Source organism: Mycobacterium sp. DL440 (assembly GCF_011745145.1).
Lineage (GTDB): Bacteria > Actinomycetota > Actinomycetes > Mycobacteriales > Mycobacteriaceae > Mycobacterium.
The window spans coordinates 950,971-963,588 of record NZ_CP050191.1; the positions used below are offsets into that span (position 1 = coordinate 950,971).

Here is a 12,618-nt window from a genome sequence, read left to right on the forward strand (position 1 = left end):
GATCCGTGAACAAAGAAGTGCTCGCCACCCTGATACGTGTTGTCGCCTTTTTGACCGTCTGCGCTATCGGTGTGTTCGCCCTGTTCTCGATCTTCGCTGACCTGAGGTTCGGTGAGCGCAAGCAATACACCGCACAGTTCACCGACATCAGCGGCCTGAAGAAGGGGGATTTCGTACGGATCGCCGGAGTGGAAGTCGGTCAGGTGCAGGGTGTTTCGATCGACAGCGACGCCAAGGTGCTCGTCGACTTCTCCGCCGAAGACTCGGTGGCCCTGACTACCGCGAGCACCGCGGTGATCCGGTATGACAACTTGATCGGTGGTCGTTACCTGGAGCTGCAGCAGGGTGACGGACCCGGCCAGGCCCTGGCGACCGGCGCGACGATTCCGGTGGAGCGCACTCAACCCGCCCTCGACCTCGACGAACTGATCGGTGGGTTCCGGCCGTTGTTCAAGGCGCTGGACCCAGATCAGGTCAACGCGCTGAGCACTCAGCTCATCGAGGTGTTCCAGGGTCAAGGCGCCACCATCGGGTCCTTCCTGAACCAGACAGCGGCGATGACCTCCACGCTGGCCGATCGTGACCAGCTCATCGGCGAGGTCATCGGCAACCTCAACGCCCTCCTAGGTTCGCTCGGTGGCCAAAGCGACCAATTCGACAAAGCGGTCACCTCACTGTCGGATTTGGTAGCCGGGCTATCGGCGCGCAGGACCGACATCACCGCTGCCATCGCACACAGCGACAACGCAGCCGCCGAGATCGCCGACCTGATGTCCCAAGCCCGTCCGCCACTGCAGAACGTGGTCACCCAGACCGACCGGGTCGCCTCGATCGCCGTCGCCGATCACGAGTATCTCGACAACATTCTCAACACCCTTCCCGACAAGTACCGGGTGCTCGGCAGGCAGGCGATGTACGGCGACTATTTCAGCTTCTACATCTGTGACCTGATCTTGAAGCTCAACGGCAAAGGAGGACAACCCGTTTACGTCAAGCTCGCCGAACAGGTGACAGGACGGTGCGCAGCGAAATGAAGTCCTTCTCAGAACGCAACCCGCGCACGATCGGTCTGATCGGCATTGCCATCACGATCGTCATAGCGGCCGCCGCGCTGAACTTCGACAAGCTGCCGATGCTCAGCAACACCAAAGAGTATTCGGCATATTTCGCCGACGCAGGCGGCCTCAATACCGGTGCCACCGTACGAGTCTCGGGTTTCGCCGTCGGCAAGGTGCACCGCATCAGACTCGACGGCAGGAAGGTCCTGGTCGATTTCACCGTCGACAGCGGAATCCGGCTCGGCGAGCAGAGCGAAGCTGCAATCAAGGTGAAGAGCCTGCTGGGAACGAAGGTGATCGACGTCATCCCGCGAGGCAACGGTCAACTGCACGAAACCATTCCGCTGGAACGCACAACGTCGCCATACCAGCTGCCCGATGCGTTGGGTGACTTGGCCACCACTGTTGAAGGGCTCAACACCGACAACCTTTCAGTCGCACTCGACACGATGGCGCGGACCTTCGCCGGCACACCACCCGATGTCAAGATCGCCGTGGCCGGCGTGGCACGGCTTTCCGAGACGATCAACAAGCGCGACAGCGCGCTGCGCAACCTGCTTACCAATGCGCGCAAGGCGACCGCTGTCCTGGCCAACCGCAGTGACCAGGTCGTCGGCCTGGTACGTGACAGCAACGCGCTACTCGCCGAGTTACGCACTCAAAGCGATGCGCTTGACCGGGTGTCACAGGACATCAGCAGGGCTGCAACGCAATTGAGAGGGTTCATCGCCGACAATCGTCAGCAGCTGCACCCGATGCTCGACAAGCTCAACGGCGTATTGACGATCATCGACAATCGCAAGGAGCGGCTGCAAGAGGCCGTCAAACTCCTCAACAAGTATGCGTTGTCGCTGGGGGAATCGGTGGGCTCGGGCCCGTTCTTCAAGGCCTATATTCCCAACCTGATCCCTGGCCAGATCGCACAGCCGTTCATCGATGCGGCGTTCTCCGACCTCGGCCTGGACCCCGCGACGCTACTTCCCTCCCAGCGCGTCGACCCGCCGGTGGGACAGCCGGGTACCCCGGCATTGCCGGTGCCGTTCCCGCGCACCGGGCAAGGCGGAGAACCACGCCTGAATCTGCCCGACGCGATCACCGGAAAGCCCGGCGATCCGCGGTACCCATACCGGGAGCCTGAACCCGCCCCCGACCCGGGCGGCCCGCCGCCGGGACCGCCAGCACCACCGATCCCCGGGCTGGAATCGACACCGGAGCCCACACCGAGCCCGGTCTTCGTACCCGCGCCCGGCGAGCCCATGAACCCGACTCCGGCAGGTGAAGGACAATGAGGATCAGCAAAACACAACTGGTGCTGACGACGGGCCTGGTGGTCGTCTTGACGGCCGGAGTGCTCTTGGCGTTCCGGATGAACGGCCCAACTGCTCGCACCACCGTTACCGCCTACTTCGAGAACAGCAACGGGTTGTTTGTCGGGGACGACGTGATGATCCTGGGCGTGCCGGTCGGCAAGGTCAGCCAGATCGAACCGCAAGCCGAACGTGCCAAGGTGACGTTCTGGGTGGACAAGGAATACAAGGTCCCGGCAGATGTCACCGCCGCGATCCTCTCACCGCAGCTGGTGACGGGACGGGCGATCCAGCTGACCCCGCCCTATGAATCCGGTCCCCAATTGCCCGATGAAGCTGTTGTACCGATCGAGCGGACCGCAGTACCGGTGAGCTGGGACGACTTTCGAGTGCAGTTCGAGAAGCTGACCCGGACGCTGCAGCCCCAGGGGTCCGGCGGCACCAGTGCCCTGGGCAACTTCATCAACACCGCGGCCGACAACCTGCGCGGTGAAGGCGCCAACATCCACGATTCCCTGCTGAAGCTGTCCAAAACGGTGACCACGCTCAGCGATCACAAGGACGACGTCTTCTCCACCCTGACCAACCTCGCCACTTTGGTTTCGGCACTGCATGACAGCACCGATGTGATGTCTACGCTCAACCGCAATCTGGCCGCGGTGAGCGCACTGCTCGCCGACAGCCCCGACGAGGTGGGGCAGGCGATTGCTGATTTGGGTGCGTTGGCTGTCGACGTGAAAAGCTTCGTGGCCGAAAACCGGGACGCGGTGGGAACGACGTCGGACACACTGGCATCGATCAGCACGGCGCTGGTGCAAAGTCTCGACGACATCAAACAGTCCCTGCACATATTTCCTACCACCCTGGCCAATTTCGGCAACATCTACGAGCCGGCGAGCGGCTCACTGACCGGTGCGCTGGCGGTCAACAACTTCTCCGATCCGATCTCATTCATTTGCGGCGCGGTCGAGGCGGCATCGCGGCTCGGCGCCGAGCAATCAGCGAAGTTGTGTGTGCAATACCTGGCGCCCATCGTCAAAAATCGCCAGTTCAACTTTCCGCCGTTCGGGGAGAACGCCTTCGTCGGTGCTCAGGCACGACCCAATGAGGTCACCTACAGCGAGGATTGGCTGCGCCCCGACTACATTCCGCCTGCGGAGTCTGCGGCGCCTAGCCCAGAACCGGCACCACTGCCCGCCGAGGCAGCGCCGCCCGATCACAGCAGCGACCCAACCGCCGGGTTGCCCGGCCTGATGGTTCCGACGGGAGCAGGATCATGACGAATGCCACTGCGTGGCTGAAGATGTCGACGACGGTGATGAAGCGACTGGTCGCAGGCACGGTTGGGACCACAACGATCGCCCTCAGCGTCGTCGGCTGCGGCAATTGGCGCGGCCTGAACTCGGTGTCGCTGCCGGGAACCGAAGGCGGTGGGCCGGGCGCTTTCGACATCCAGGTGCAGTTACCCGATATCACGAATCTGCAGCCGAATTCGCGGGTTCGGGTCGCAGATGTCACAGTGGGCACCGTCACCAAGGTCGAGCGCCAAGACTGGCACGCACTATTGACGCTGCGCATGAACGGCGAAGTGAATCTGCCGGCCAATGCCACCGCCACCATCGGCCAAACGAGCCTGCTGGGATCATTGCACGTCGAGCTTGCGCCGCCGGCCGATATCGCACCGCAGGGACGGCTGCACCAGGGTTCGCTGATCCCGCTGGCCCACTCGGCTACCTACCCGACCACCGAGCAGACACTGGCCGCGGTGTCGATGCTGCTCAATGGCGGCGGCCTGGGCCAGCTGCAAGACATCACCACGGCGCTGAGCACCGCGCTGAGGGGGCGTGAGGCGGATCTGAGAAACCTCATCAACCAGCTCGAGACCTTCGTCGCGAAAACCAATGAGCAGACGGGCGACATCATTGAGGCCACCGACAAACTCAACAGCCTGACTGGCAAATTCGCCGCCCAGCAGCCCGTCTTGGACAAGGCCGTACGCACCATTCCCGACGCTCTGCAGGTGCTCAAAGACCAGCGCGACAACTTGATCGCAGCACTGGATCAGCTCGGCAAGTTCAGTGCCCTGGCGGCTGATTCGACACGGCAGACCAAGGAGTCACTGGTCCGAGAATTCAACAACCTCGGCCCGGTGCTGGAATCGCTGGCCAACGCGGGCCCCAACATGACGCGTTCGCTGTCGATACTCACCACCTACCCGTTCCCGAACGAAACCCTGGAGAAGTGGCTGCGCGGTGATTACGCCAACATGACTGCGATCGTGGATCTCACATTGAGCCGAATCGATGCCGGGTTCTTCACCGGCACCCGCTGGGAAGGCAACCTGACCGAGCTCGAAATGCAATGGGGCCGAACCATCGGGCAGCTCCCCAGCCCCTATACCGCGGTCAATCCGCTGGTGGCGCCCTATCGCTGGGATCAGGGGCGTTGACATGATTCACCGGAGAACCAAAATTCAGCTGGCCATCTTCGCTGTGATCGCCGTGGTGTTCGGCGCCGTCATGATCTTCGGATACATGAGACTGCCGGCGCATCTGTTCGGCATCGGCCAGTACGCGGTCACCCTTGAGCTGGACAGCACCGGCGGGCTGTATCCGACGGGCAACGTCACCTACCGCGGCACCGAGGTCGGTCGGGTCAAATCGGTGGGCCTCAATGAGAACGGCAGCGTACACGCAGTTTTGACACTTCGATCGGGTATCGACATCCCGTCGGACCTGCGTGCCGAAGTACACAGCCAATCGGCGATCGGCGAACAGTACGTCGAGTTGTTGCCGCGCAACGCCGCAGCCCCACCACTGAAGGACGGTGACGTGATTGCCGCCAAGGACGCCTTCATCCCACCTGATATCAACAGCCTGCTCGGCGCCGCCAACACCGGGTTGCAGGCGATCCCGCATGACAACCTGAAGACGGCAATCGACGAATCATATGCCGCCGTAGGAGGTCTCGGGCCAGAGATCTCCCGGCTGGTACGGGGATCGACCGCGCTGGCCTCCGATGCCAGGAAGAACCTGGACTCACTGACCACCTTGATCGACCAGTGGCAGCCGGTCGCCGACTCGCAAACCCACACCGCCGATTCGATCGAGGCGTGGGCGGCGAACCTGGCCTCGGTCACCGACCAACTCAGACAGCACAATGGCGATGTTGCCGGTCTCATCGAGCACGGAGCGCCGGCGGCTGCAGAGGCCCGCGAACTGCTACAGCGGGTTCAGCCGACGCTGCCGATCCTGTTGGCCAACTTGGTGAGCCTCAACCAGGTGGCCCTGACCTATCAGCCAGATATCGAGCAACTGCTCGTTCTCTTACCTCAGGGCATCGCCCAACTACAGGGGCCCAACCTGGCCAACCGTGACAATAAGGACAAGGCCCATAAGGGCATCTATCTGGCCTTCAACACCAACATCAACCTGCCACCACCGTGCACCACGGGATTCCTACCGGCACAGCAACGCCGCCCCCCGTCCTTCCAGGACTACCCGGAACGCCCAGCCGGTGACCTGTACTGCCGCACCCCGCAGGATTCAGTGTTCAACGTCCGCGGTGCGCGCAACCTGCCGTGTGAGACGGTGCCGGGTAAACGCGCACCGACGGTGAAACTTTGTGAGAGCGACGAGAATTTCGTGCCCCTCAACGACGGCTACAACTGGAAGGGCGACCCCAACGCAACCCTGTCGGGCCAGCCCATCCCCGATTTGGGTCCAGGGCAGGGCCCGCCGGCCGCACCTGCCGAGGGCGAGCCGGTACCGATGGCGGTAGCCCGCTACGACCCGGCGACAGGCACCTATCTAGGACCAGACGGTCAGGTGTACACCCAGGCCGATTTGGCTGACAACGGATCAAAGGAGCAAACATGGCAGTCGATGCTGACCCCGCCAGCGACGAAGTAGCTGAGCCCGGCGCCGAATTCACCGGTTATGAGCCCAAGGCCCGCAACAATTTTCGATCTCGGGTCGCACGTCGGGGCAGGGGGGTGCGTGGTCCGCTGCTGGTGGGAGTGCTCACTCTCGTGGTCATCGGTGGATTGACCGGGTGGCTTGGTTGGCACACCCATCGATCCGAACAGGCTCAGCGGCTCAACGACATGTTCCTGCAGGGAGGCCGTCAGGGTGCGTTGAATCTGACCACCATGGACTTCGCGCATGTGGAAGCTGACATTCAGCGAGTATTGGATGGGTCGATCGGAACGTTTTACGACGATTTCGAGCAGCGGGCGCCGGCATTTGAGGAAGTGGTGAAAAAGACTCAGTCCAAGACGCAGGGAACGGTGACTGACGCCGGGATTGAATCTGTGTCTGGGGATTCGGCCAGGGTGTTGGTGGCGGTGTCGGTGAGGACGTCGAATGTCGCTGCGCCCGAGCAGCGTCCGAAGCTGTGGCGTATGCGCATCGATGTGCAGAAAGTCGGTGATGTCGCGAAGGTGACGAATGTGGGGTTCGTGGCGTGATCACTAGGCTCAAGACCAAGGGAACGTCTGAATCTGATGTCGATATCGATTCCGGTGATGATTTCGTAGAGCACGCGCGGGTGGAGCCCGGCGAAGAGACTCGTGACGACGCCGACGAATCTGCGGGCGAAGCGGTCTCGGAACCAGCCACGGCCGAGGAACGCGCCGGGAGTTCATCTCGACGAGCGGTCATGTGGTTGACCTACGGAATTATTCCGGTCCTCATCGTCGGCCTGGCTGCATGCGCGGGGTATCTGCTGTGGAAAGACAGTTCGCTGCGCGCCGCCCAGGCCGCCAGCGTCAGCGCTGTTCCGGCTGCTACCGACAGCACGATCAAGATATTGTCCTACAAGCCCGATACCGTGCAGAAGGATCTGGAGGCAGCGGGCGAAGGACTCACCGGGGCGTTCAAGGATTCCTACAACGCGCTGACCCACGATGTCGTGATACCGGGCGCCCAGCAGAAGCAGATCTCCGCGGTGGCGACAGTGCCTGCCGCCTCGGTGGTTTCGGCGACCGCCAAGCGAGCGGTGGTGATGGTCTTCGTGAACCAAACGACGATCGTGGGCGCTGATCCGCCGACCGCGACAGCCTCGACTGTCAGGGTGACGCTGGACAAAGTGGGGGAGCGATGGCTCGTTTCCGATTTCACCCCGATCTGAGTCGGCCGACGGCGCTCGTGTTGATTACCGCTGCGATGGGCGCGGCGACAGCGACAACGGCAGCGCCACGTGCCGCAGCAGACGATTTCGTGTACTTGGTCAACGTCACCGTGCGCCCCGGCTACAACTTCGCGGGCCCTGACGCGGCGCTGGTTTATGGGCACGACATCTGTTCGAAGGTGGCAGCCGGAACTGCCTACCGCCAACTCGTCGGCGACATCGAGCGTGACTTCGACACCAGCGACGAGTTCCACGCGTCCTATCTGGTGATGCAGGCCGTCAACGAGCTGTGCCCCGAATTGATCTGGCAGCTGCGGAATTCAGCGGCCGGCTATCGACCTGGCGAGGTGAAATGACAATCATTGCCCGGCGGCTAGCCATCCTGGCCCAATGCGGCGTGCTCACTGTGACCGCATTGCTGCATGCACCAGGTGCGGCAGCCGATAACCGACGCCTCAACAGCAGTGTTGTCGCCAACGTCTACACCGTCCAACGCCAAGCTGGCTGCGCCAACAACATCACCGTAGATCCGCGCCTGCTGGAAGCCGCCCACTGGCACACCCTCGACGTCCTCAACAACCGATCCGTCGACGGTGACACCGGGTCGGATGGGTCGACACCACAAGTTCGGGCGGCCAACGCGGGGTTTCGTGGACGAGTGGCCCAGACCATCGCGATCAACCCGGCGTTGGCGATCAATAACCTCGACGTGATCAATCAGTGGTATCACCGGCGTGACTACCTGGCGATCATGCAGGATTGCGGCTTCACGAGAATCGGTGTCTGGTCGGAGAACAGCCTCGATCGCTCGGTGCTCGTCGCGGTCTACGGCAGCCCCGATCCCTGACGACATCAACACCTCCCCGTCCAGGAATCAATCCCCGGGTCGGAGGAGCGAATTCCCCCCAGCGGTGGGTGTTTCCGGGGGTGCAAGCCAGCATCATGTCACGCATGCCGGTTGATACGCCGCCGGTCTCGATGACGCATGGCGCCGGCCGCCACGATGAAGTAGAGGTGACACGCGATGGATTCACCCTCGATCCGCGCCGGCAGTGTGGCTGAGGAGCAGTCGAGTTTTGTGGCCGGTGGGGGAGGTCCACGTGTGGCTGCCGTCGGGGTGCTGGATGTCGGTCCAGCCGTTTTCGCCGGTTTCGAATGTTTTGATCAGGTGGTGCGTTCGGCACTTGGGGCCGAGATTGCCGGGATGGGTGTGGCCGGCCGGCCAAGGGGTGGCGTGGTCGAGATCGCAATTGTGGGCTGGTACTCCGCAGCCGGGGAACATGCACACGAGATCACGCATCCGGACGAATGTGGCCAGTTTTGTTGAGGGCCGGTAGCGGGTTTCGGCGGCGAGGTCCTCGGAGTTGGTGAGGTACTTGACGGTGGCGCCGGTGGCGATCAGTTCGGCAAGCAGGGGTGCGGGCACGATCCCGCCACCGAGAATGACTGCGGGGCCGCCGGTTACGGTGGGTGCGCGGTCGGCGGTGTGATCGCTGGGGTCGGGTTCGCCGTGGAGGCGTGGGTCGCGGGGTGGTTGCGCCGGGGCGGCGGGCTCGTCGGTAGGTATCTCGACCGCGGCGTCAGGGCCCGTGCGGTCATCGCCTTCGTCTCGGGTCTGTGTCCCGTTGTGGTCCGCGGCGTTGTGGGTGTCATCGGCGCTTTGGGGCAGGATTTGTGCGAGGAGATGGATCATCACGGCGCGGGAGCGGGGGTCGACGCCGGTGGCGTCGCAGTCGGGGTTGCCCGATGGTCCGGGGGTCGTTGTCGCAGACTCCGCGGACCATGGCGGTGAGGAGGTTTTTGAGCAGGGCGGCGTCGGTGGCCAGAAGTCGTCCCCAGATGGACACGGTGCCGTTGGGGTCGTCGGGGTCGCCGAAATGGATGTCGCGTTCGCGGGCGGCGGTGCGGGTTCTGCGTACGGCGGCGGGGTCGAATTTCTCCACCCAGATGTCGATGGCTTGTTCGGCTTTGGTGGTGGTCAGCGCACCGTAGGTGGTGGCGGCGCCGGCCAGTGCGGTGTCGATCAATGCCAATGCGTCGTCGTCGGTGACGAGTTTGGTGCGCCAGGTGATGGTGGAGACCACGGCGGCCGAGATGTCGCCGCGGGCGAACACGGCGGCGACTTTGGGAAGCCGATCGCGCAGTGCTTGAGCGATGCGCATCTGGGCGGAGGCGGCACGGCGACTCAGGTTGCAGGCGGCGCTGACTGCGGCGGTGGCGGTTTCCCAGCCGTCGATCGCAAGGTGGGCGGACGTCTCGTCCTCGTCGTCGCAGTGGCGGGCCACGATCTCGGCGATGACGGCCAGGCGCTGAGCGGCTTCGGTGGCTTCGGTACGGGTGTGGTGGTCGAGGCAGTCGATCAGCGCAGCGTCGGTGAATTCACTGAGCACCGGCCGGTCGAGCAATTCGAACACATGTTCTAGTCTAGTGATGAATATACAGCTGGGCAACCTTTTTCGGGCTGTCGCTGAATTGTCGCTCGCCAGGCGGGCAAACGCCTGGCGAGCGACGAGGATCAAGGCTGGACGTATCCGGGCGGGTTGGGGGTGTCGACCCACAGGTCGACCCCGAGCTCCGAGCCGGGCACGCAGTCGTACACCGACAGATCGGTCACGCCGTTCGCCAGCAGCACGTCCTCGCACAGCAGGCTCTGGCCGGTGTACTCCCGCGCCGGCTTGTTGAAGATCGCATACGCGGCGTCGGCGTACACGTCCGGCTTGCGGGCCCGGCCCATGGCCTCGTCACCGCCGAGCAGGTTCTGCACCGCGGCGGTGGCCACCAGAGTGCGCGGCCACAGCGTGTTCGACGCGATGCCGGCCTCCCGCATCTCTTCGGCGATACCCAACGCGCACAGCGTCATTCCGAACTTGGCCATCATGTACGCCGTCGGCTTGAGCCACTCGGACTCCAGTCGGATCGGCGGGGACAGGGTGAGGATGTGCGGGTTCTCCCGGCCCTTCATGTGGGGGATGCAGGCCTGCGACACCGCGTAGGTGCCGCGGATCTGGATGCCGTTCATCAGGTCGAAGCGCTTGAGCGGTACTTCCTCGATCGAGCCGAGATTGATCGCCGACGCGTTGTTGACGCAGAGGTCGATGCCACCGAACTGCTCGACCGCCTTTGCCACGGCCTCGGCCACGGAATCACCGTCACGCACGTCCCCGACGATCGGCAGCGCCTGCCCGCCGGCCTCCTCGATCTCCTTGGCCGCGGTGTAGACCGTGCCCTCGAGCTTGGGATGGGGCTCGGCGGTCTTGGCGACCAGCGCGATGTTGGCGCCGTCGGCAGCGGCCTTCTTGGCGATCGCCAGCCCGATACCGCGGCTGGCGCCGGAGATGAACATGGTCTTCCCGGACAGAGTCATGAAGACACGATAGGCCGACCGGGTTGCATTGAAATCGACGGTTCAGGGCTGCGAAGGGCGGACGATGGGGGACAGCGTCATCGAACTGCACCAGAAATGGAGGAGAACCATGAGCGCTGTTCCTTCAGGAACCGTCCTGACCTGTGCCCACGAGGGCTGTGAGTGCCGGATCCGCGTCGAGTCCGAATGCCATTGCGAAGGTCCGGAAAGCAGCTACAAGTGCACCTGCGGCGCCGACATGGTGCCGGTCACCGAGTAGGACCGAACAGGTCAGCCCGCCGCATTGGGCTGCAGTGGCGGACAGTTGCCGGCCGGGTCGGCGACGAGTTCGAAATGCCACAGCTCGTTGGCATAGATCTGGCACAGCCCGAAGCGTGCGCCATTGGCGATCAGCCAGCGATCGGCCTGCGGACCGCCGACATCGACCGCCTCACCGGTCACATGCCGGGAAGCGGTCGGCGTCTGCACGTACTGGCGGGCGGCCGCGAGGCTGCCATACGTCTGGACCGCCTGATCGAGCAGTGACTGTTGGAAGTCGGCCGACCGCCACCCCGAATTGATCGTCATGGTCACGCCTTCCGCGGACGCGGCATTCGCGGCGTTCTGAATGGCGGCCAGCAGGCGCGGGTCCAACCGGCCGATCGCCGGGTTCTGCACGTCGAAGGGGGTCAGGACCTGCCCGTCGGCCAGCGAGCCGTCACCTTGGGTCATCGGAACGGTGTCGTCGACCAGCCGGATCTGCGGTGCCGGTGCGGAGGTGCCGAACAGGACGGCCATTGCGGCCACACTCGAGGCCACCGTCGTCCCCACCACCATCGGCATCACCGGCACCACATTACTCAGCCCGCCCCCGCGCGATCACCGGCGCCAGCCTATGCACCAGCGCCTCGATCTCGGTGGGGTCCTTCAGACGGTCGGGCACCCAGGCCAGCGCGATCCGGGCCGGTGCCCAGGTGCTCTCGTCGATGGGAACCAGCGTGAATTCCGGCGGCGAGAAGATCTTGCCGATCAGTGATTCGGGTGCGTAGGGGACCACCGCGACGAGGCGCCGGTTGAACACCTGGGCGGCCATCTCCAGCTCGCCGCCGAACTGGTTGGTGGTGCGCACGATGCGGGTCACCCCGCGCGCGTTGAGCGCACGGGTCAGACCGGCCAGCATGACCGGATTGGGTCGGGCGAAATCGATCACCACGTCGCGATCGCGCAGGTCCTCGATCGACACCAGGTCCTCGGAGGCCAGCGGATCGTCGAATCGCACCGCCACGGCACCCTGGAAGGTGGCCACCACCCGGTACTGCAGCCGCTTGTCGGCGGTGGGCAGATGGATCAGCCCGAGGTCGAGATGGCCGGACACCAGCTTGGCCGTCACCTCGGCGCCCGACCCGGGAACGCTGAATTCGGTCGGCACCGGCAGGTCGGAGACCGCGCGCTGGACCTGCGCGACGAAATCCGATGGGGCATAGGCGGTGGCGCCGACCCGCACCGTGGCGGCCCCCTCGGTGAGCCGGGTCGCGGTAGCCGTCAATTCCTCTACCTGGCGCAGGATTTCGCGCGCCGGGCCGAGCAGCTTGGCGCCCAGCGGTGTCAGCCGGACCTCGTGGTAGTTGCGCTCGAAGAGTTGCCCGCCGAGTTCCTTCTCGAAGAGTTTGATCTGCTTGCTCAACGGCGGCGGCGTGATCATCAGCCGGTCGGCGGCCCGCTTGAAGTGCAGTTCCTCGGCAACCGCCACGAAGTACCTGAGTCTGGTGAAGTCCATGCG

Annotated in this window: 15 protein-coding genes; 10 read left to right on the forward strand and 5 right to left on the reverse strand. The window is 63.9% G+C overall.

Annotation, left to right across the window (positions count from 1 at the left end):
* The first annotated feature begins 5 nt into the window (after positions 1 to 5).
* From HBE63_RS04725 to HBE63_RS04765, 9 genes are read left to right on the forward strand one after another with little or no spacing between them, the layout of a single operon-like run.
* Positions 6 to 1,034, forward strand: a complete 1,029-nt coding sequence (locus HBE63_RS04725) for a virulence factor Mce family protein (protein ID WP_166903683.1) — start codon at positions 6 to 8, stop codon at positions 1,032 to 1,034.
* Positions 1,031 to 2,347, forward strand: coding sequence for an MCE family protein (locus HBE63_RS04730; protein WP_166903685.1), 1,317 nt, complete (start codon positions 1,031 to 1,033; stop codon positions 2,345 to 2,347). The genes HBE63_RS04725 and HBE63_RS04730 overlap by 4 nt, the downstream gene beginning before the upstream one ends.
* Complete coding sequence (locus tag HBE63_RS04735; protein ID WP_166903687.1) at positions 2,344 to 3,645, forward strand: virulence factor Mce family protein; 1,302 nt, start codon at positions 2,344 to 2,346, stop codon at positions 3,643 to 3,645. Before HBE63_RS04730 ends, HBE63_RS04735 begins: the two co-directional genes overlap by 4 nt.
* A gap of 38 nt (positions 3,646 to 3,683) precedes the next feature.
* Positions 3,684 to 4,814, forward strand: coding sequence for an MCE family protein (locus tag HBE63_RS04740; protein ID WP_166909388.1), 1,131 nt, complete (start codon positions 3,684 to 3,686; stop codon positions 4,812 to 4,814).
* A 1-nt stretch (position 4,815) separates the two neighbouring features.
* Complete coding sequence (locus HBE63_RS04745) at positions 4,816 to 6,276, forward strand: MCE family protein (RefSeq protein ID WP_166903689.1); 1,461 nt, start codon at positions 4,816 to 4,818, stop codon at positions 6,274 to 6,276.
* The gene (locus HBE63_RS04750; protein ID WP_166903691.1) at positions 6,240 to 6,833 is read left to right on the forward strand and encodes a mammalian cell entry protein; all 594 of its coding nucleotides are present in this window, start codon (positions 6,240 to 6,242) and stop codon (positions 6,831 to 6,833) included. Before HBE63_RS04745 ends, HBE63_RS04750 begins: the two co-directional genes overlap by 37 nt.
* The gene (locus HBE63_RS04755; RefSeq protein WP_243858512.1) at positions 6,830 to 7,495 is read left to right on the forward strand and encodes a hypothetical protein; all 666 of its coding nucleotides are present in this window, start codon (positions 6,830 to 6,832) and stop codon (positions 7,493 to 7,495) included. Before HBE63_RS04750 ends, HBE63_RS04755 begins: the two co-directional genes overlap by 4 nt.
* Positions 7,465 to 7,851, forward strand: coding sequence for a DUF732 domain-containing protein (locus HBE63_RS04760; protein ID WP_166903692.1), 387 nt, complete (start codon positions 7,465 to 7,467; stop codon positions 7,849 to 7,851). The genes HBE63_RS04755 and HBE63_RS04760 overlap by 31 nt, the downstream gene beginning before the upstream one ends.
* Positions 7,848 to 8,342: a CAP domain-containing protein gene (locus HBE63_RS04765; protein WP_166903694.1), complete on the forward strand. Its 495-nt coding sequence runs from the start codon at positions 7,848 to 7,850 to the stop codon at positions 8,340 to 8,342. The genes HBE63_RS04760 and HBE63_RS04765 overlap by 4 nt, the downstream gene beginning before the upstream one ends.
* A gap of 183 nt (positions 8,343 to 8,525) precedes the next feature.
* Here the strand turns inward: HBE63_RS04765 and HBE63_RS04770 are convergent, their stop codons facing one another.
* The 3 genes from HBE63_RS04770 to HBE63_RS04780 all read right to left on the reverse strand — a co-directional run bounded on the left by HBE63_RS04770 (position 8,526) and on the right by HBE63_RS04780 (position 10,859).
* Positions 8,526 to 9,191, reverse strand: coding sequence for an HNH endonuclease signature motif containing protein (locus HBE63_RS04770; protein ID WP_166903696.1), 666 nt, complete (start codon positions 9,189 to 9,191; stop codon positions 8,526 to 8,528).
* Entirely contained in the window at positions 9,145 to 9,909 is a 765-nt protein-coding gene (locus tag HBE63_RS04775) for a DUF222 domain-containing protein (protein WP_166903698.1), read from the reverse strand. Before HBE63_RS04775 ends, HBE63_RS04770 begins: the two co-directional genes overlap by 47 nt.
* Positions 9,910 to 10,010: 101 nt before the next feature.
* A complete protein-coding gene (locus HBE63_RS04780) occupies positions 10,011 to 10,859 on the reverse strand; it encodes an NAD(P)-dependent oxidoreductase (protein WP_166903700.1) in 849 nt (282 codons plus the stop codon).
* 109 nt (positions 10,860 to 10,968) lie between these two features.
* Between HBE63_RS04780 and HBE63_RS04785 the strand changes: the two genes are divergently transcribed.
* Positions 10,969 to 11,118 (forward strand): metallothionein, encoded by a 150-nt coding sequence (locus HBE63_RS04785; protein ID WP_166903702.1) that lies wholly within the window; start codon positions 10,969 to 10,971, stop codon positions 11,116 to 11,118.
* 11 nt (positions 11,119 to 11,129) lie between these two features.
* Here the strand turns inward: HBE63_RS04785 and HBE63_RS04790 are convergent, their stop codons facing one another.
* Together HBE63_RS04790 and HBE63_RS04795 are read right to left on the reverse strand one after the other, a co-directional pair.
* Positions 11,130 to 11,681, reverse strand: a complete 552-nt coding sequence (locus HBE63_RS04790) for a M15 family metallopeptidase (protein WP_166903704.1) — start codon at positions 11,679 to 11,681, stop codon at positions 11,130 to 11,132.
* A 13-nt stretch (positions 11,682 to 11,694) separates the two neighbouring features.
* Positions 11,695 to 12,615, reverse strand: coding sequence for a LysR family transcriptional regulator (locus HBE63_RS04795; protein WP_166903706.1), 921 nt, complete (start codon positions 12,613 to 12,615; stop codon positions 11,695 to 11,697).
* Positions 12,616 to 12,618 lie beyond the last annotated feature (3 nt).

What these genes read in the sequence shown, in the direction of transcription:
- HBE63_RS04730 (WP_166903685.1), top strand. Translation starts at nt 1,031, where the DNA reads ATGAAGTCCTTCTCAGAACGCAACCCGCGCACGATCGGTCTGATCGGC.
- HBE63_RS04735 (WP_166903687.1), top strand. Translation starts at nt 2,344, where the DNA reads ATGAGGATCAGCAAAACACAACTGGTGCTGACGACGGGCCTGGTGGTC.
- HBE63_RS04740 (WP_166909388.1), top strand. Translation starts at nt 3,684, where the DNA reads ATGAAGCGACTGGTCGCAGGCACGGTTGGGACCACAACGATCGCCCTC.
- HBE63_RS04745 (WP_166903689.1), top strand. Translation starts at nt 4,816, where the DNA reads ATGATTCACCGGAGAACCAAAATTCAGCTGGCCATCTTCGCTGTGATC.
- HBE63_RS04750 (WP_166903691.1), top strand. Translation starts at nt 6,240, where the DNA reads ATGGCAGTCGATGCTGACCCCGCCAGCGACGAAGTAGCTGAGCCCGGC.
- HBE63_RS04760 (WP_166903692.1), top strand. Translation starts at nt 7,465, where the DNA reads ATGGCTCGTTTCCGATTTCACCCCGATCTGAGTCGGCCGACGGCGCTC.
- HBE63_RS04765 (WP_166903694.1), top strand. Translation starts at nt 7,848, where the DNA reads ATGACAATCATTGCCCGGCGGCTAGCCATCCTGGCCCAATGCGGCGTG.
- HBE63_RS04780 (WP_166903700.1), bottom strand. Translation starts at nt 10,859, where the DNA reads ATGACTCTGTCCGGGAAGACCATGTTCATCTCCGGCGCCAGCCGCGGT.
- HBE63_RS04785 (WP_166903702.1), top strand. Translation starts at nt 10,969, where the DNA reads ATGAGCGCTGTTCCTTCAGGAACCGTCCTGACCTGTGCCCACGAGGGC.
- HBE63_RS04790 (WP_166903704.1), bottom strand. Translation starts at nt 11,681, where the DNA reads ATGCCGATGGTGGTGGGGACGACGGTGGCCTCGAGTGTGGCCGCAATG.
- HBE63_RS04795 (WP_166903706.1), bottom strand. Translation starts at nt 12,615, where the DNA reads ATGGACTTCACCAGACTCAGGTACTTCGTGGCGGTTGCCGAGGAACTG.